The organism is Streptomyces sp. NRRL WC-3742 (assembly GCF_000720635.1).
Lineage (GTDB): Bacteria > Actinomycetota > Actinomycetes > Streptomycetales > Streptomycetaceae > Kitasatospora.
The window spans coordinates 91,449-107,783 of the sequence record NZ_JOCF01000012.1; the positions used below are offsets into that span (position 1 = coordinate 91,449).

A 16,335-nucleotide genomic window follows, 5' to 3' on the forward strand; every position below is an offset into this window, starting at 1 on the left:
CCCTTCCCGCCGGAATGTACTTTCCAACTAGGAAAGTATGTGCCATTCTGAAACCACCATCACCGACGAGGGGGCTGCCATGAGTGATTCCGTTCCCACACCGCTTCCCGCCGCCGAGGCGCTGCGCCTGGCCGAGCGGGCCGACGCGGCCGCCCGACGGCCGGGAGAGCTGCCCGGCTGGTACGGCCCGGCCTTCGCCTTCGCCTTCACCGCCTACGGGCTGGGGATCGGCCAGGTCATCGAGGCCCGGCAGTTCGCCATGATCGCCGCGCTTGCGGGCGGCTTCGCCGCCCTGACCGGAGTCCTCGCCCGGGTCGCCGTGCGCAGCGACGGCATCGTCCGCCGGGGCGTGCCGGACGGTATCGCGGGCCCGGTCGCGCTGGCGGTCCTCGCGGTCTGCGCCGCGTCGGCGGCCGGGATGGTGCTCGCCTGGCAGTCCGGCGGCGGCCCGCGCTGGATCGGCGGAGCCGCCGGGCTCGCGGCCGGCCTGACCTTCTGGGCGGGCACCAACCGGCTCGGCCGCCGGGTCCGGCGCCTGCAGGAGGCCGGCTGATGCCCCCCGCCCTGGACCCGCTGCTCCAGCACCCCACCCGGCTGACCGTCCTCGCCTTCCTCTCCGCCTGCCACGAGGCCGAGTTCGGCGCGGTGCGCGACCACTGCGAGGTCTCCGACTCGGTGCTGAGCAAGGCCGCGACCGCCCTGGAGGAGGCCGGCTACCTGACCGTCAAGAAGGGCTACGTCGGCAAGCGCCCCCGCACCTGGCTCGCCGCCACCCGCACCGGCCGGGCGGCCCTCGCCGGCCAACTCGCAGAATTCCAGCGGATGGTGGCAGCCGCCGAGGCCGCCGGCTCCCAACACTCCACCACCGCGGGCTGATTCACCGTGCCCGCCGCCAGCTGATCCTGTCGTGCGGCCCGTGCGGCCCGGTGGTGACCAGCGCCGTCAGCTCGTGCAGCACCGGTGTCGGATCGCGCCGCAGCTGCACGGGCGTGGTCCGCACCACCGGCAGCCCGGCGGCCGTCAGCCGGTTGGCGCGGGTGAGGCCGTGCTCGTAGTCGGCCGGGCGCAGGTGCCAGGCGCGGGAGTCGATCTCCAGGGCCACGCAGGCGTGCGGCCAGTAGGCGTCGGGCACGGCGAGGAAGCGGCCGTCCAGGAACAGCACCGGGTTCCACAGCGGTTCGGGCAGGCCCGCGTGGGTGATCAGCTCGCGGGCCTCGCCCTCGACCACCGACCGCACCCCGGCCGTCAGCTCCTCCACCACCCGGGCCACCTGCGGCAGGCCCAGCGCACCGGGGCGGGCGAGCAACTGGTCCAGCAGTTCCCCGAGTTCGCACGCCCGGCGCTGCACCGCCTCCGCGCACAGCGCCCGGAACCGCCGCTGCCCGCTCTCCCGGGGCGCGAGGTCCGCCAGCGCCCGCGCCACCGTGGTGCCCCACAGCCCGTCCCCCCGCTCGACCCCGCCCGGCATCGGCCCGGACGCCCGGTGCACCCGGACGAACCCGCGCTCCCCGACCCGCCGCCGCCCGGGGATCAGCACGTCCACCTCGGCGACGTCGGCCGGGTGCCCGGCGCTCGGCAGCCCGGCCTCCGCCAGTACGACGATCCCGGTCAGCAGCACCTCCCCGGCCTGCGGCTCGCGCCCCTTCGGACTCGCGTACGCCAGTGCGGCGCGCATTTTCTGATGAGCCGTCAGTCGCCCGGTCTGCAGGCAGATCACCCGGGGCAGCACCTGCTGCCAGGGCCCGCCGGGGCGCAGCCGGTGGGCGATGGTCCCGGAGGGCACGCCGAGCCGGCGCAGCTGCGCCCGGGTGGCGACGTGCTGCTGGTCGGCGCCGAGCAGCACGAGCGGGTCGAGGGGGTTCGCGCGGGTCATACCCCGGTGCTGCCCGTCCGGATCGGAGGTATGCGAAACATCAGCCTTGGGGGGAGTCCGGACAACAACGGTGTTGACGAACCCGGGTCCGGTCCGCTGGGCTGGGGCCCATATGACGACCGCACACACCGGCCCGGCGTTCGACGCCCTCAACGGCCTTTCCGTCGGCGACGCCCTCGGCGCGCAGATGTTCGTCCCGGCCACGGCCCGCGCCCACTTCGCCACCCGCACCGACCCGCCCGGCCCCTGGCCGTGGACCGACGACACCGAGATGGCCTGCTCGGTGTACGCCGCGCACACCGCGCGCGGCGCGATCGACACCGCCGAGCTCACCCACGCCTTCGCCCACCACCACGACTTCGACCGGGGCTACGGCCCGTCCGCGAACCGCCTGCTGCGGCTGATCCGCGAGGGCGGCGACGCGAAGGCGCTCGCCGCGGGGCTCTTCGACGGCCAGGGCTCGTACGGCAACGGCGCCGCGATGCGGGTGGCCCCGCTGGGGGCGGCGTACGCGCACGACCCGGCGGCCGTGGTCGGCCCCGCCGTCGACACCGCCGTCATCACCCACACCCACCCGCAGGCGGTGGACGGGGCGGTCGCGGTCGCCGTCGCAGCGGCCCTCGCCGCGCGGGCGCGCAGCGAGGCACCGACGCCGACAACGGCGACGACAACGGCGACGACAACAGCGACGACGGCGCCGAAGGGCTTCCTGGAGGCGGTGGTCGAGCTCACCCCGCAGGGCGCCGTACGCAGGGCCCTCGCCGAGGCGGTGGCCCTGCTGGGGCAGTCGGACGCGCAGGCGGTGGCCCGCCTGCTCGGCAACGGCAGCCGCACCTCGGCCCTCGACACCGTCCCGTACGCCCTGTGGTGCGCGGCCCGGCACCTGACCGACTACCGCACCGCCGTGTGGGAGGCGATCGGGGCGGGCGGCGACATGGACACCGTCGCGGCGATCACCGGCGGCGTGGTCGCGGCCCGCACCGGCACCGCGGGCATCCCGCCCGAGTGGCTGGCCGCCCGCGAACCGCTGCCCGCCTGGGCGTTCCCGGAGCCGGCCGGGCCGTAGCCCGGCCCGGACCGCGACCCCGCAGCCCGGTAGCCCCGCAGCCCGGTAGCCCCGCAGCCCCGTAGCCCCACACCCCAGCGCCCCCGCTCGGGCCGTCCCCCGGCCCGAGCGGCAGCCCGGCAGCCCGGGTCAGGCCGGGATCATCAGATGCCCGGCGCCAGTGCCGCCGTGTCTAAGACACTCCTGGTTGATCGACGGGTCCGGCGCGCTCGGCGAGGTGGCCGCGGCGATCCGCAGTTCGATGATGTCCCGCACGGCGGGCCACTCGTCGTCGAGGATCGAGTAGAACGCCGTCGAGCGCACGACCCCGTCCAGCCCGCGCGAGTGGGCCCGGCGCACCCCTTCGGAGGTGGCGCCGAGGCGCTCGATGGCGGTGCGGGAGCGCAGGTTGCGGGCGTCCGCGCGCAGCGAGATGCGCTGCACGCCCCAGGTCTCGAAGGCGTGGCGGAGCATCAGCAGCTTGGCCTCGGTGTTGATGCCGGTGCCCTGGGCGCGCGGCGAGAGCCAGGTGTTGCCGATCTCGGCCGCGTCGGGGACGGCCGTGGCCGGGTCGCCGAAGGGCACCCCGGGCGCGGGCGGCCACACCAGCGGGCCCTGCCAGTAGTCGAGTTCCAGGAACCGGGTGGATCCGACCACCCGGCCGTCCGCGGTGCTCACCGTCGCGAACGGCACCGCCCGGCCGGCGGCCTGGTCCGCGAGGGCGCGCGCGACGTAGTCGCGGGCCGCTTCGAGGCCGTGCGGGACGGGGGTGAAGGCGTAGGTCGTACGGTCCTCGGCGCCGGCCTTGGCGATGGCCTCGGCATGGTGCGCGGCGAGGGGCTCCAGCCGCACGGTGCGGCCGGTGAGGATGACAGGTACGGGCACGGAACCTTCGGTCCTTCATCGGTCGTAGGGCGCATCCCGCACCGAAGTGCGGCACGGGCTGCTGTGGACTGTTCGCCCCGGCCCGGAACCGCCCACCGGGTACCCGTGTGCGCCGGATCACTCCGGTCGGGCGGGGCGGGGGGCGGCGGCCCGGAACGGGCGGCGCGGTGCCGGAACGGACGCGGGTCCTCGGACCGGTCCGGCGGGATGAGCGAGGGGACAGTGTGCGTCCGCGAAATGGCCGAAGAGGGGAGGAGTGCGCGAAGGGAAGCAGGCGGCCAGGTGAAGGCAAGATGCGTCGTGGGTGACTGGCCGAGCATCGGACCGGGACGTGATCGACGGCGTTACGGACGACGTGACGACGACGCGACGATGCGAGGCAGCGAGAGGACGATACCCGCCAGAAGGCGGTGCGTCACTTCGCGGCGCGCGAATGTCGTGACGACCCGCTGCGGCGGGCCCCGGAAGGGCCCTCCGCACACCCTGTGACCAGCGGTTTTGTACCCGGGTGCGATCATGGTCCGGGACGGCGGGCGAGGGAGGTCTCGAGCCGGGTCCGGGTGCACGGGAATTCCGGCGGCGCCCGGCACGCTGGAGTGGACGACAGGCCGGTGCGTCGGAGCGACGGCGGAGCGAGCAGAGATCGGGGTTGGGTGCGCGGTGCGTGACTTCCAGGCGCTGTACGAGCTGGATCAGCAGGGCGTGGCCGCGGTGGCCACGGCCAACGCGCAGTTGCGCGACACCGGCGCGGGCCTCGTGCTGCTGCACCAGTTCGAGGGCTTCATGGACGCGGGGGAGGCCGGCGGCCAGGTGGTGGAGCACCTGCTGGAGACGGGTTCTCCGCAGGTGGTGGCCCGTTTCGACCACGACCGCCTGGTGGACTACCGGGCCCGGCGTCCCGCGATGGTCTTCGACCGCGACCGCTGGACGTCCTACGACCCGCCGGAGATCCTGCTCCAGCTGGTCCACGACGCGGCCGGCGCGCCGTTCCTGCTGCTCACCGGCCCGGAGCCGGACGTCGAGTGGGAGGGCTTCGCCCGGGCGGTGCGCGAGCTGGTCGAGCGCTTCGAGGTCCGGCTGAGCGTCGACTTCCACGGCATCCCCATGGGCGTGCCGCACACCCGCCCCGTCGGCCTGACGCCGCACGGCAACCGGCTCGACCTTGCGGCGGGGTACCCCCAGTGGTTCGAGCAGGCGCAGGTGCCCGGCAGCGCCCAGGCCCTGCTGGAGTACCGCCTGGCCGAGGCCGGGCACGACGTGCTGGGCTTCGCCGTCCACGTCCCGCACTACGTGGCCCGCTCCGCCTACCCGGCGGCGGCCGTGGTGATCCTGGAGGCCGTGCAGTCGGCCACGGGCCTGGTCCTGCCGGGCGCGGGCCTGCGCGAGCGCGTCGGAGAGGTGTACGCCGACATCGAGGAGCAGCTGGCCCAGGGCGACGGCGAGCTGCGCTCGGCGATCCGCGGCATGGAGGGCCAGTACGACGCGGTGGCCGGTTCGGAGGGCCGCGAGAGCCTGCTGGCCGAGCCGGTCGACCTGCCCTCGGCGGACGAACTGGGCCGCCGCTTCGAGGAGTTCCTGGCCGAGCACGAGCGCGGCGCGGAGTAGAACCGGCGGAGTGGAACCGGCGGAGTGGATCCGATCGACGATCCGGGCCCGGCGGGAGTCATCCGCCGGGCCCGTGCGTTGAGCCCTTGGTGCCCGGGGGACGGGCCGCCGCTACGAGCCCGCCCGTGACGCCGACCCTCCCGAGGACGCCATGCCCAGGACCACCCGCCCGACCGCCGCGCTGACGGCCGGTCTGGCCGTCATGCTCCCGGCCGCCCTGCTGCTGACCGGCTGCACGAGCGGCGGCTCGGAGGGCGACGGCTTCGCGGGCGCCCTGCCCGCCCGCGAGCACGCGACGCCGACGCCCACCCCGCCGCCCACCTGGCCGTACGTGGCGCTCGGCGACTCGTACACGGCCGGGATGAGGATCTCCCCGCAGGTCGGTGAGCCGCGCGGCTGCTCCCGCTCCTCGGTCAACTACCCGTCCCTGGTCGCCAAGGCCCTCGGGCTGACCGCCGCCCAGTTCCAGGACGTCAGCTGCACCGGCGCCCGCACCGGGGACCTCACCGCCGCCCAGAGGACGGGGGACGGCTCCAACCCGGCCCAGTTCGAGGCCCTCACCCCGGCGACGCGGCTGGTGACCCTCGGCATCGGCGGCAACGACGCCGGTTTCATGGACGTCGTCACCGAGTGCGCCAAGGACAACCTGGTCGACGTGGTGAAGGGCCTCGTCGGGGCGCGCTCCGCCTCGCCCTGCCGCGACCACTTCGCCTCCGACGGCACCGACGAGGTTCAGCGCAAGGTCGAGGCGGCCGGCGACCGGGTCGGGCAGGCGCTGCAGGAGGTCAAGCGCCGCTCCCCGCAGGCCCGGGTCTTCGTGGTCGGGTACCCCTCGCTGCTGCCCGCCGACCCGGCGGTCTGCAAGCCGGTGCTCGGCAGCACCGTCACCCCCGGCGACCTGGGCTTCCTCGTGGAGAAGGAGCAGCAGCTCAACGCCATGCTCAAGAAGCGCGCGGAGGCGGCCGGGGCGGTCTTCGTGGACGCGGCCGCGCCCTCCACCGGGCACGACATGTGCGCGGGGGAGGAGGCCCGCTGGATCGAGCCGCCGTTCCCGGCCGAGGGCCTGGCGCCCGTCCACCCCAACGCCAAGGGGCAGGAGGCCGTGGCCGCGGTCGTCCTCAAGGCCGTCAAGGGCTGAGCCCGGGGCGGGTTACCACCCGGCCACCCGGCCCCCGGCTACCGCCCGGCCACCCCCGGCCGGGCCTCGACCCGTTCGACGGCCTCGACGGGTATGCGGTGGAGGTCCCGCCCCGCTCGACGACCACGTGCAGCGGCTCCAGTCGGGCCTGGGCCCGGGTGCCGCGCAGCACCAGCGGGGGCATCTGCGGCGCGGGCGGTGATGAAGATCCTTCAGGCATGGCCGCAGGCTAGTGCCGCCGAGGGGCGTATGGGGGAGGGTTCACGCTCCCGTCCACGCCCCTTCGTGCGCGGCTCACCCCGCGTGTCGGGGGCGCGGCGTACCGTGAGACGCATATGGACGACACCGCGCACCGCCTCGCCGCCCCGATCCCGTACGACCACGCCGCCGAGGCCCGCTGGGTCCCCGAACCGGACAAGCGCCCCGGCCGTACGGCGTTCCAGCGCGACCGCGCCCGGGTGCTGCACTCGGCGGCGCTGCGGCGCCTGGCCGGTACCACGCAGGTCGTCGCCCCGATGCGCCGCGACTTCCCGCGCACCCGCCTCACCCACTCCCTCGAATGCGCCCAGGTCGGGCGGGAGTTGGGCGCCGCCCTCGGCTGCGACCCGGACCTGGTGGAGACGGCCTGCCTCGCCCACGACATCGGCCACCCGCCCTTCGGCCACACCGGCGAGGAGGCCCTCGACCAGGCCGCCGAAGCCTGCGGCGGCTTCGAGGGCAACGCCCAGTCGCTGCGCATCCTCACCCGGCTCGAGCCCAAGCGCTTCGCGCCCCAGGAGGAGCCCACGAGCCGGCTCGCGCCCTGGCCCGGCCGCGCCGTGGGCCTGAACCTGACCCGCGCCGCCCTGGACGCCGCCACCAAGTACCCGTGGACGCGCGGCTCCCACCCCACCGACCCGGCCTCGCCCAAGTACGGCGTCTACGCCGACGACCTGCCGGTCTTCCGCTGGCTGCGGGCCGGCTCCCCGCCCGGGCGCAAGTGCTTCGAGGCCACCGTCATGGACTGGTCCGACGACGTGGCCTACTCCACCCACGACGTCGAGGACGGCCTCCAGGCCGGCCACATCGACCCGGCCGCCCTGCGCAGCCCGGAGGAGCGCGCCGAACTGTTCAAGGTCGCCGAGCGCTACGCCCGCGACGCCGAGCCCGAGGAGCTCGCCGCCGCGCTCGACCGGCTGCTCGCCCAGGACTGGTGGCCCGACGCCTACGACGGCACCGCCCGCGCCCGCGCCGGGCTCAAGGACCTCACCAGTCAGCTCATCGGCCGCTTCTGCCTGGCCGCCGAGCAGGCCACCCGCGCCCGCTACGGCCCCGGCCGGCTCTCCCGCTACACGGCCGAGCTGGTGGTGCCCCGGGGCGTGCGGCTGGAGTGCGCGGTGCTCAAGGCCGTCGCCGTCCGGTACGTGATGCAGCGCGACGAGCAGGCGCAGCTGCGGGCCCGCCAGCGGATCGTGATCGCCGAGCTGGCGTACGTACTGACCCAGCGCGCCCCCGAGGGCCTGGACCCGGTCTTCACGGCGATGTACCACGAGGCGGAGGACGACCGCGCCGCTCTGCGCACCGTCATCGACCAGATCGCGACCCTCACCGACGCCTCCGCCCTGGCCCTGCACGCCAACCTCGTCGGCTCCGCCTGGACGTAGGCCGTGTCTTTCGGCTCAGGCGGCCCCGGCCGGAAACCCCGGCCGCCCCAGTAGACTTCCGGGGTGGCCGGGCGGATCAGGGACGAAGACGTACAGGCGGTGCGCAGCGCACTGCCGATCGACGCGGTGGTCGGCGACTACGTACAGCTCACCAACGGTGGCGGTGGCGAGTACAAGGGCGTCTGTCCCTTCCACGACGAGAAGTCCGCCTCCTTCTACGTGAACCCCGCCAAGGGCGTCTTCCACTGCTTCGGCTGCCAGGAGAACGGCGACACCATCGCCTTCCTGATGAAGATCGAGCACTTCACCTTCGCCGAGGCCGTCGAGCGCATGGCCGCCCAGGCCGGGATCACCCTGCGCTACGAGGAGGGCGGCTACAGCCCCCGCCACCAGCAGGGCGAGCGCACCCGCCTGGTCGAGGCCCACAAGGTGGCGTCCGCCTACTACCGGGAGCAGCTGGCCTCGCCGGAGGCGGAGATCGGGCGCCGCTTCCTGGCCGAGCGCGGTTTCGACGAGGAGGCGGCGACGACCTTCGGCGTCGGCTACGCGCCCGTCGGGTGGGAGCACCTGGTCCGCTTCCTGCGCGGCAAGGGCTTCACGGACAAGGAGATCCTGCTCGGGGGCCTGGCCTCGCAGGGGCAGCGCGGCGGCCTGATCGACCGCTTCCGGGGCCGCCTGGTCTGGCCGATCCGCGACATCGCCGGCGAGGTGGTCGGCTTCGGCGCCCGCCGTCTGCGCGAGGACGACAACGGTCCGAAGTACCTGAACACCCCCGAGACGCCGATCTACAAGAAGTCCCACGTGCTGTACGGCATCGACCTGGCGAAGAAGGAGATCGCCAAGTCGGGCCGCGCGGTGGTGGTCGAGGGCTACACCGACGTGATGGCCTGCCACCTGGCCGGGGTGACCACGGCGGTGGCGACCTGCGGCACGGCCTTCGCCGAGGACCACATCAAGATCATCCGTCGGCTGCTGATGGACACCTCCCAGTACCGGGGCGAGACCGTCTTCACCTTCGACGGCGACGCCGCCGGGCAGAAGGCCGCCCTGCGCGCCTTCGAGGACGACCAGAAGTTCGCCGCCAAGACCTCCATCGCCGTCAGCCCCGGCGGCATGGACCCCTGCGAACTGCGCCTGGCCCAGGGTGACGAGGCCGTCCGGAACCTGATCGACAACCCCGTCCCGCTCTTCGAGTTCGCCCTGACCTCGGCCGTCGCCCGGCACCGCGTGGACACCCCGGAGGGGCGTTCGGCGGCGCTGGAGGAGGCGGCCCCGATCGTCGCCAAGATCAAGGACCGCTCGATCCAGCACGAGTACGCCGTCCGCCTGGCCGGCATGCTCGGCATCCTCGACGAGCAGTTCGTCGTCCGCCGGATCTCCCAGCTCGCCCGCTGGGACCGCGAGCGCCAGCAGAACCCCCGGGGCGCCGCCGCCCAGCGCCGCCCCGAGGCCGTCCAGCCGCCGAGCCCCGCCCAGCCGGCCTTCCGGCTGAACCCGCGCGACGCCGCCCAGTTCGTCGAGCGCGAGCTGCTCAAGCTGGCCCTCCAGCACCCGGACCTGGTCAGCCCGGCCTTCGACCACTACGGCGAGGACGAGTTCCCGACCCCGCCGTACACCGCCGTGCGCCAGGCCATCGCCAAGGCCGGCGGAGCCGCGTACGGGGCCACCGTGAAGGACTTCACCACTGCCGTGCGCGAGGCGTGCCCGGACGACCGGGTCCGCTCGCTGGTGACGGAGCTGACCGTGGAGCCCGTCCGCTCCCGCCGCAAGGCCGACGCGATCTACGCCGGGGAGTTCCTGGTCAAGCTGCGCCTGCTGGCCGTCGACCGCCGCATCGCGGAGGGCCGCGCCTACCTCCAGCGCCTCGGCCACCGGGCCGACGCGGAGCAGCTGCACGCGGTGCAGACCGAGCTGTGGCAGCTCCAGCAGTACGGCGATCAGCTCAAGAGCAGGGGCTCGGCGGCTCTCTAGCGCAGAAAGTCGACGCACGAGTCTCGGCCACGGAGTGTGGCGTGGCGCACACTGGTTGGCGCCCCCACCTCCGTACAGCGCGGGTCCGCCAGAGTCGCGCCCGCCCAGAGGATGCCCGTGGACCGAGGCCCAGCCGCAGCGACCGCCCCCACCGTCACCGCTACCGCCGTACCGGACCCCGTGCTCGAGCCCGAGCAGGAGCCGGAGTCCGAATCCGACCCGGAATCCGAGTCCGGGCCGGAACCTGAAGACGAACCCCGCGAGCGCGCCGCCGAGGCGGGCGACGGGCCGGCCGCCGACCTGCTGCGCCAGTACCTGCGCGAGATCGGCCGGGTGCGCCTGCTGACCGCCGCCGAGGAGGTGGAACTGGCCCGCCGCGTCGAGGCGGGCCTGTTCGCCGAGGAGCGGCTGAACGCCGACCCGCCCCCGCCCGAGCGCCTCGCCCGCGAGCTGGACTCCCTGGTGGTGCTCGGCCGGATCGCCAAGCGCCGCCTGATCGAGGCGAACCTGCGCCTGGTGGTCTCCGTCGCCAAGCGCTACGTCGGCCGCGGCCTGACCCTGCTGGACCTCGTCCAGGAGGGCAACCTCGGCCTGATCCGTGCGGTGGAGAAGTTCGACTACGCCCGCGGCTACAAGTTCTCCACGTACGCGACCTGGTGGATCCGCCAGGCGATGAGCCGGGCGCTGGCCGACCAGGCCCGCACGATCCGGGTGCCGGTGCACGTGGTCGAGCTGATCAACCGCGTGGTGCGCGTCCAGCGGGGCCTGCTCCAGGAGCGCGGCCTGGAACCCGCCCCGGCCGACATCGCCGCCGCCCTGGAACTGACCGAGGCGCGGGTGCGCGACCTGCTGAGGCTGGCCCAGGAGCCGATCTCCCTGCACACCCCGGTCGGCGAGGACGAGGACGTGGCGCTCGGCGACCTGATCGAGGACGCCGACGCCGCCTCACCGGCCGAGTCCGCGACCTTCCTGCTGCTGCGCCAGCACCTGGAGGCCGTCCTGGACACCCTGGGCGAGCGCGAGCGCCAGGTCGTCCAGCTGCGCTACGGCCTGGACGACGGCCGCCCGCGCACGTTGGAGGAGATCGGCGCCGTCTTCGGCGTGACCAGGGAGCGGATCCGCCAGATCGAGTCCAAGACCCTGGTCAAGCTCCGCGCCCACGCCTACGCCGAACAGTTGCGCGGCTACCTCGACTGAGGGCTCGGGGACTCCGAGGCCGGGGCCGCCGGGGTCGTCGGAGCCGCCGGGGCCGTCTCGCCCGGAGCGGCCGGTGTGATCGGCGGGGCCTGGGGCGCGACGGTGGCCGGAATGGACGGCGTGCCCGGGGTGGCCACGGCGGGCGTGGTGCTCGCCCCCGCGCCCGTGCCCGGGGGAGGGGTGGCCTTGCCGGTCGGGATCGGCGTGGAGTCCACCACCATGGCCAGGTTGGAGAGGACCAGGGTGCAGTCGTGCCCGGACGGCTGGAAGCCGCAGACCTGGAAGCCGATCGCCGGGTCCGCCGCGCTCAGCATCGGCGAGTAGTTGTCGTAGCCGTAGTGGATGAGCGCCGTCTCGCTGTCCCCGGTGGTGTCGGTGATCGTCGCGTAGTCCTTGGGCTCGCCCTCGGTGATCGCCGACCAGGCGGCCTCGCAGATCCGGCTGTAGCGCAGGTAGACGACCACCTTGCCGATGACCGTGGTCGCGAGCGTACGGGCGTCCCGGCCGCAGCCGGTGTTCTTCGGGTCCTTGTGCGCGCAGCCGAGCGCCTGGCAGGTCGCGACGGTGGGGACGGGCGAGGGCGGGGTGACGGTCGGGCTGGCGGTCGGCGTCAGTGTGGCCTCGGCGGCGGCCGCCCGGTCGTCCTGCTGACGCCCGACGTTGAGGCCCGCGAGCACCAGCAGGGCCGCCACCGCGACCGCGGCGGAGACCAGCACCGCCGGGCGCCGCCACCAGGCCGGTACGGGCCCGGGCTCGTCCGCGGAGGGCTCGGCAGCGGGCTCGGCGCCGGGTTCGGCGTCAGGTGCCGCGACCGGCTCGGCCGCGAGCTGAGCGTCGGCCGCGGCGGAAGCCTCCGCGGGCGCCTTCTCCAGGGAGACCTTGGGCCGCTCCTCCACCGTCCGCTGCCACAGCGCCCGCAGCGCGGGACCGTCGCACTCGACCGCCCCGACCAGCGCCTCCAGCGCCTGCTCGGTGATGCTCCGCTTGCCGTTGAGCCAGCGCTCCCAGGAGGCCCGGCTGTAGTGCGTCCGGGAGGCCAGCTCGGAGAGCGACAGCCCGGCGGCGTCCTTGATGGCCCGGAGTTCCCCGGCCAGGTCCCTCTCGGGCCCCGACAGCTCCTCGGGCAGGTCCTTCCACGCGGAACTCAATGCGGCCTTCCAAGCTGGGAGTCGGGGAGGGGCGGCGGGGCACGGGCCGTCCGGGTGTCTCCGCCTCTCCAACCTCTTCGGCCTGCCGTCTCAAACCCCAGGTCCTGGCGCTGAGACGCTCGGAAGTGTCTCACAACCCCCGGAAACGCTCGAACATTCACGCGTCTGTCAGGCACAGTTCTCTCACCGGTCCGGTTCGCCGACCGGCCGCGACGTTCGGGAGCCGACCGGTCAGCCGGATTCGGCCCGATCGCACGTCCCGTTCACCCCCACTCGACCGAGGCAGCCTCGCGGGGGGAGGCTGCCCCGGTCGGAACGGGACGCACGGCGGGGAGGGCGCTTCACCGCGCCCTCCCCGCCGTGACCACGTTCGTACGCGGCGGACGCAGGTACCGGGCGTTCAGTGGTGGAAGCCCGCCCGGGCCGGCACGCCGAGGTCCCTGAGCGGGACGGGCTGGCGCCGCAGCTCCGGCAGCAGTCGGCCGAGGTCGGCGAGCAGCAGGTCGGCGAGGTCCCGGGAGAAGCCGTTGCGGCAGACGATCCGCAGCACCGACAGGTCCTCCCGGTGCGGCGGGAACGTGTACGCGGGCACCTGCCAGCCGCGTTCGCGCAGCCGCCGGGAGACGTCGAAGACGTCGAAGGGCATGTCCTCGGTGGTCGTGAAGGCGAACACGGGGACCTCGTCCCCGCGGGTGAGCAGCCGGAAGCAGCCGAGTTCGCCGATCCGCCCGGCCAGGTACCGCGCGACCTCCCGGCTGGCGCCCTGCACGGCCCGGAAGCCCTCCCGGCCCAGGCGCAGGAACACGTAGTACTGGGCGGCCACCTGCGCGCCGGGCCGGGAGAAGTTCAGCGCGAAGGTCGGCATCTCCCCGCCGAGGTAGTTGACCCGGAAGACCAGTTCCTCGGGCAGTGCCTCCTTGTCCCGCCACAGCGCCCAGCCCACGCCCGGGTAGACCAGCCCGTACTTGTGGCCCGAGCAATTGATCGAGGCGACCCGGGGCAGCCGGAAGTCCCACACCAGCTCCGGGTCGAGGAAGGGCGCCACCATGCCGCCGGAGGCGCCGTCCACGTGTACGGGCACGTCCAGGCCCGTGCGCTCCTGGAAGGCGTCCAGGGCGGCGCAGATGTCCGCGATCGGCTCGTAGGAGCCGTCGAAGGTGGAGCCGAGCACGCCGACCACACCGATGGTGTTCTCGTCGCACAGGGCGGCGGCCTGTTCGGCGTCGAGGTGGAAGCGCTCGCCGCTCATCGGCGCGGTGCGGGCCTCGACCTCCCAGAAGGTGCAGAACTTCTCCCAGCAGACCTGCACGTTGATGCCCATCACCAGGTTGGGCCGGGCCCCGGTCGCGTAGCGGTCGGGGTTGCGGCGCATCCAGCGGCGCTTGAGGGCCATCCCGGCGAGCATGCAGGCTTCGCTGGAGCCGGTGGTGGAGCAGCCGACGGCGGCGTCCGGGTCGGGGGCGTGCCACAGGTCGGCGAGGATGGCCACGCAGCGGCGCTCCAGTTCGGCGGTCTGCGGGTACTCGTCCTTGTCGATCATGTTCTTGTCGAGGCACTCGGTCATCAGCCGGGTGGCCTGCGTCTCCATGGTGGTGGTGACGAAGGTCGCCAGGTTGAGCCGGGCGCTGCCGTCGAGCAGCAGCTCGTCATGGACGAGCTGGTAGGCGGTGTCGGCGCTGACGGGCCCCTCGCCGAGCCGGTGCAGGGGCGGGGCGAGCTCCATGGCGCCCAGCGGGTCGGAGATGCCCGTGAACGGGCCGATGCTCAGCCGGCGGTCGTCGCCGGCCCCCTTGTGCAGCGCCATCGCGTCCCGCCGCCCTTCACGCCCGTGGCCCGTCGTCGATGTCCAGCCCGGTCCACGCTGCCACCGGCGGCGGGGTGACGCATCCTCGCGGGCCCGCCCCGCGGGCTACTGCGCCTCGGGGTGGATCCGGTCCCGCGCTGCCCGGTACTGCTGGCGCACCGCCGAGCCGATCGCCAGGTCCTGGTCGCCGTCCGGCTCGACGGTCTGCGCCTCGGGCAGCTCCCACTCGGGCGGCTCGGGGGTGCCGGCCAGCGCCCAGGCGGCCTGCCGGGCGGCACCGCGCGCGGCGTGCGCCCCGGGCGGCGGCACCACGACGGGGACGCCGAACAGCATCGGCGCGACGTGCCGTACGGCGGGCAGGCGCCCGGCGGTGCCGAGCAGGAACACCCGCTTGATCTCGACGCCCTGGGCGCGCAGCACGTCCAGCGCGTCCGCGATGTTGCACAGCATGCCCTCGACGGCTGCCCTGGCGAGGTGCTGAGGGGTCATCGCCTCGGCCCGCAGGCCCGTCAGGGTGCCGGCGGCGTGCGGCAGGGCGGGGGTGCGCTCGCCGTCCAGGTAGGGCAGCAGCACCAGCCCGTACGCGCCGGGGGTGGAGTGCAGGGCGAGGTCGCCGAGCCCGTCCAGGTCGCAGCCGAGCATGGCGGCGGTGGAGCGCAGCACCTGGGCGGCGTTGAGGGTGGCGACCATCGGCAGGTGGCGGCCGGTGGCGTCGGCGAAGGAGGAGACCAGGCCGGAGGCGTCGATGACGGCCTCCTCGTGCACGGCGAAGATCGTCCCGGCGCTGCCGAGGGAGACCACGGCGTCGCCGGGGCGCAGGCCCAGGCCCAGGGCGGCGGCCATGTTGTCGCCGGTGCCGGCGGAGATCAGCAGGCCCTCGGGGGTGTGCCCGGCGGGTTCGGCGGGGCCGAGCACGTGCGGCAGCTTGAGTTCGTGGCCGAGGGCCAGTTCGACGAGGTCCTGGCGGTACTCGCCGGTGACGGGGGACCAGTAGCCGGTGCCGGAGGCATCGCCCCGGTCGGTGGTGCGGCGCTTGGGGTGGCCGAGCAACTGCCACACCAGCCAGTCGTGGGGCAGCAGCACCTCGGCGACGCGGCGGGCGTTGGCGGGCTCGAACTCGGCCAGCCAGCGCAGCTTGGCGATGGTGTACGTCGGGGCGGGCACGGCGCCGATCGCGGCCGTCCAGGCGGCGGGGCCGCCGAGGGCGTCGAGCAGCTTGGCGGCGGCGCCGCTGGAGCGGGGGTCGTTCCACAGCATCGCGGGGCGCACCAGCACCCCGCCCGCGTCCAGGCCGATCATGCCGTGCTGCTGGGCGCTGACGCCGATGGCCCGTACGCCCTCCAGCAGGCCCCCGGTGGCGGCGTCGCCGAGGGAGTGCAGCCACATCTGGGGGTCGGCCTCGCCGGGGCGCAGGTCCTGGTCCTCGGGCACGGGATGGGGCGCCTTGCCGGAGCGCAGCACCTCGCCGGTGTCACCGTCGCACGCGACGATCCGGGTGCTGGTGGTGGAGCTGTCTATCCCCGCGACGATGGCCATGTCGAGATCATGCCTCAGCCCGGCCCGGGACGCGTCCGGGCCGGGCGTGCTGTTGCCGGTTCGCGACCCGGCGTTGGGCTGTGTGTCGCCCGGGGATCACCGGCCCGTCACGGCCGGACGGTACCCCAGCCGTCCTCGCCCCCGTCGCGGGTGCGGTTGAGGTACGGCACCCGGTCCGTGACCGCGTTCGGCAGCCGGCCCCCCACCCGGTCGGCGACCGCCCCGGCCGCCTTCCCGGCGACGGCGCCGGCCTGCTGCCGGGCCCGGTCGGTGGCCCCCTGCACCGAGGGACTCTGGGCGATCTGCCGGGTGACCTTGGCGATCTGTTCGTAGCGCTCTCGCCCGGCCTTGGAGCCGAGGACGTAGCCGGCCGCGAAACCCACGGCCAACGACAGCTTCCACATGGTCGAAACCCACCCTCTCCTGGCGGCCTGCTGCCGCGTTGCCCTACCCGTTGGTCGGGACGGCGAACCGCCCGCGCCCCCAGCAT

Annotated in this window: 14 protein-coding genes; 8 read left to right on the forward strand and 6 right to left on the reverse strand. The window is 74.4% G+C overall.

The genetic code is table 11. The annotated features are described in order from the left end of the window. Positions 1–79 precede the first annotated feature (79 nt). Positions 80–553, forward strand: a complete 474-nt coding sequence (locus IH61_RS0110175; RefSeq protein WP_031068007.1) for a hypothetical protein — start codon at positions 80–82, stop codon at positions 551–553. Beyond that, on the forward strand, positions 553–876 hold the full coding sequence (locus tag IH61_RS0110180; RefSeq protein WP_031068009.1) for a transcriptional regulator: 324 nt from the start codon (positions 553–555) through the stop codon (positions 874–876). The genes IH61_RS0110175 and IH61_RS0110180 overlap by 1 nt, the downstream gene beginning before the upstream one ends. A 1-nt stretch (position 877) precedes the next feature. Here the strand turns inward: IH61_RS0110180 and IH61_RS0110185 are convergent, their stop codons facing one another. Further along, a complete protein-coding gene (locus tag IH61_RS0110185; protein ID WP_051836704.1) occupies positions 878–1,873 on the reverse strand; it encodes a hypothetical protein in 996 nt (331 codons plus the stop codon). A gap of 112 nt (positions 1,874–1,985) precedes the next feature. Between IH61_RS0110185 and IH61_RS0110190 the strand changes: the two genes are divergently transcribed. Then, positions 1,986–2,939, forward strand: coding sequence for an ADP-ribosylglycohydrolase family protein (locus IH61_RS0110190; RefSeq protein WP_031068013.1), 954 nt, complete (start codon positions 1,986–1,988; stop codon positions 2,937–2,939). Between the two features lie 129 nt (positions 2,940–3,068). On the opposite strand, the gene IH61_RS0110195 is transcribed toward IH61_RS0110190, so the two are convergent. Continuing rightward, entirely contained in the window at positions 3,069–3,803 is a 735-nt protein-coding gene (locus IH61_RS0110195; RefSeq protein WP_037972173.1) for a GNAT family N-acetyltransferase, read from the reverse strand. Positions 3,804–4,463: 660 nt separating this feature from the next. Here IH61_RS0110195 and IH61_RS0110200 point away from each other — a divergent pair. The 5 genes from IH61_RS0110200 to IH61_RS0110220 all read left to right on the forward strand — a co-directional run bounded on the left by IH61_RS0110200 (position 4,464) and on the right by IH61_RS0110220 (position 11,357). Continuing rightward, positions 4,464–5,408 carry a PAC2 family protein gene (locus tag IH61_RS0110200; RefSeq protein WP_031068016.1) on the forward strand — a complete coding sequence of 315 codons (945 nt, stop codon included), beginning with the start codon at positions 4,464–4,466 and terminating at the stop codon, positions 5,406–5,408. 151 nt (positions 5,409–5,559) lie between these two features. After that, on the forward strand, positions 5,560–6,546 hold the full coding sequence (locus IH61_RS0110205; protein WP_051836705.1) for an SGNH/GDSL hydrolase family protein: 987 nt from the start codon (positions 5,560–5,562) through the stop codon (positions 6,544–6,546). A gap of 335 nt (positions 6,547–6,881) precedes the next feature. After that, positions 6,882–8,189: a deoxyguanosinetriphosphate triphosphohydrolase gene (locus IH61_RS0110210; RefSeq protein ID WP_037972176.1), complete on the forward strand. Its 1,308-nt coding sequence runs from the start codon at positions 6,882–6,884 to the stop codon at positions 8,187–8,189. A 63-nt stretch (positions 8,190–8,252) separates the two neighbouring features. Beyond that, the gene (gene dnaG, locus IH61_RS0110215) at positions 8,253–10,160 is read left to right on the forward strand and encodes a DNA primase (protein ID WP_031068019.1); all 1,908 of its coding nucleotides are present in this window, start codon (positions 8,253–8,255) and stop codon (positions 10,158–10,160) included. 111 nt (positions 10,161–10,271) lie between these two features. Next, positions 10,272–11,357, forward strand: coding sequence for an RNA polymerase sigma factor (locus IH61_RS0110220; RefSeq protein WP_078910979.1), 1,086 nt, complete (start codon positions 10,272–10,274; stop codon positions 11,355–11,357). On the opposite strand, the gene IH61_RS0110225 is transcribed toward IH61_RS0110220, so the two are convergent. From IH61_RS0110225 to IH61_RS0110240, 4 genes are all read right to left on the reverse strand, one after another. After that, on the reverse strand, positions 11,345–12,505 hold the full coding sequence (locus IH61_RS0110225) for a helix-turn-helix domain-containing protein (protein ID WP_031068022.1): 1,161 nt from the start codon (positions 12,503–12,505) through the stop codon (positions 11,345–11,347). The genes IH61_RS0110220 and IH61_RS0110225 overlap by 13 nt on opposite strands. Before the next feature lie 400 nt (positions 12,506–12,905). Then, positions 12,906–14,309: a glutamate decarboxylase gene (locus IH61_RS0110230; protein WP_031068023.1), complete on the reverse strand. Its 1,404-nt coding sequence runs from the start codon at positions 14,307–14,309 to the stop codon at positions 12,906–12,908. 105 nt (positions 14,310–14,414) lie between these two features. Next, complete coding sequence (locus tag IH61_RS0110235; RefSeq protein WP_031068024.1) at positions 14,415–15,845, reverse strand: FGGY family carbohydrate kinase; 1,431 nt, start codon at positions 15,843–15,845, stop codon at positions 14,415–14,417. Positions 15,846–15,952: 107 nt separating this feature from the next. Then, complete coding sequence (locus IH61_RS0110240; RefSeq protein ID WP_031068026.1) at positions 15,953–16,249, reverse strand: hypothetical protein; 297 nt, start codon at positions 16,247–16,249, stop codon at positions 15,953–15,955. Positions 16,250–16,335: the final 86 nt, after the last annotated feature.

What these genes read in the sequence shown, in the direction of transcription:
- IH61_RS0110185 (WP_051836704.1), bottom strand. Translation starts at nt 1,873, where the DNA reads ATGACCCGCGCGAACCCCCTCGACCCGCTCGTGCTGCTCGGCGCCGAC.
- IH61_RS0110220 (WP_078910979.1), top strand. Translation starts at nt 10,272, where the DNA reads ATGCCCGTGGACCGAGGCCCAGCCGCAGCGACCGCCCCCACCGTCACC.
- IH61_RS0110180 (WP_031068009.1), top strand. Translation starts at nt 553, where the DNA reads ATGCCCCCCGCCCTGGACCCGCTGCTCCAGCACCCCACCCGGCTGACC.
- IH61_RS0110240 (WP_031068026.1), bottom strand. Translation starts at nt 16,249, where the DNA reads ATGTGGAAGCTGTCGTTGGCCGTGGGTTTCGCGGCCGGCTACGTCCTC.
- IH61_RS0110210 (WP_037972176.1), top strand. Translation starts at nt 6,882, where the DNA reads ATGGACGACACCGCGCACCGCCTCGCCGCCCCGATCCCGTACGACCAC.
- IH61_RS0110190 (WP_031068013.1), top strand. Translation starts at nt 1,986, where the DNA reads ATGACGACCGCACACACCGGCCCGGCGTTCGACGCCCTCAACGGCCTT.
- IH61_RS0110230 (WP_031068023.1), bottom strand. Translation starts at nt 14,309, where the DNA reads ATGGCGCTGCACAAGGGGGCCGGCGACGACCGCCGGCTGAGCATCGGC.
- IH61_RS0110235 (WP_031068024.1), bottom strand. Translation starts at nt 15,845, where the DNA reads ATGGCCATCGTCGCGGGGATAGACAGCTCCACCACCAGCACCCGGATC.
- IH61_RS0110175 (WP_031068007.1), top strand. Translation starts at nt 80, where the DNA reads ATGAGTGATTCCGTTCCCACACCGCTTCCCGCCGCCGAGGCGCTGCGC.
- IH61_RS0110205 (WP_051836705.1), top strand. Translation starts at nt 5,560, where the DNA reads ATGCCCAGGACCACCCGCCCGACCGCCGCGCTGACGGCCGGTCTGGCC.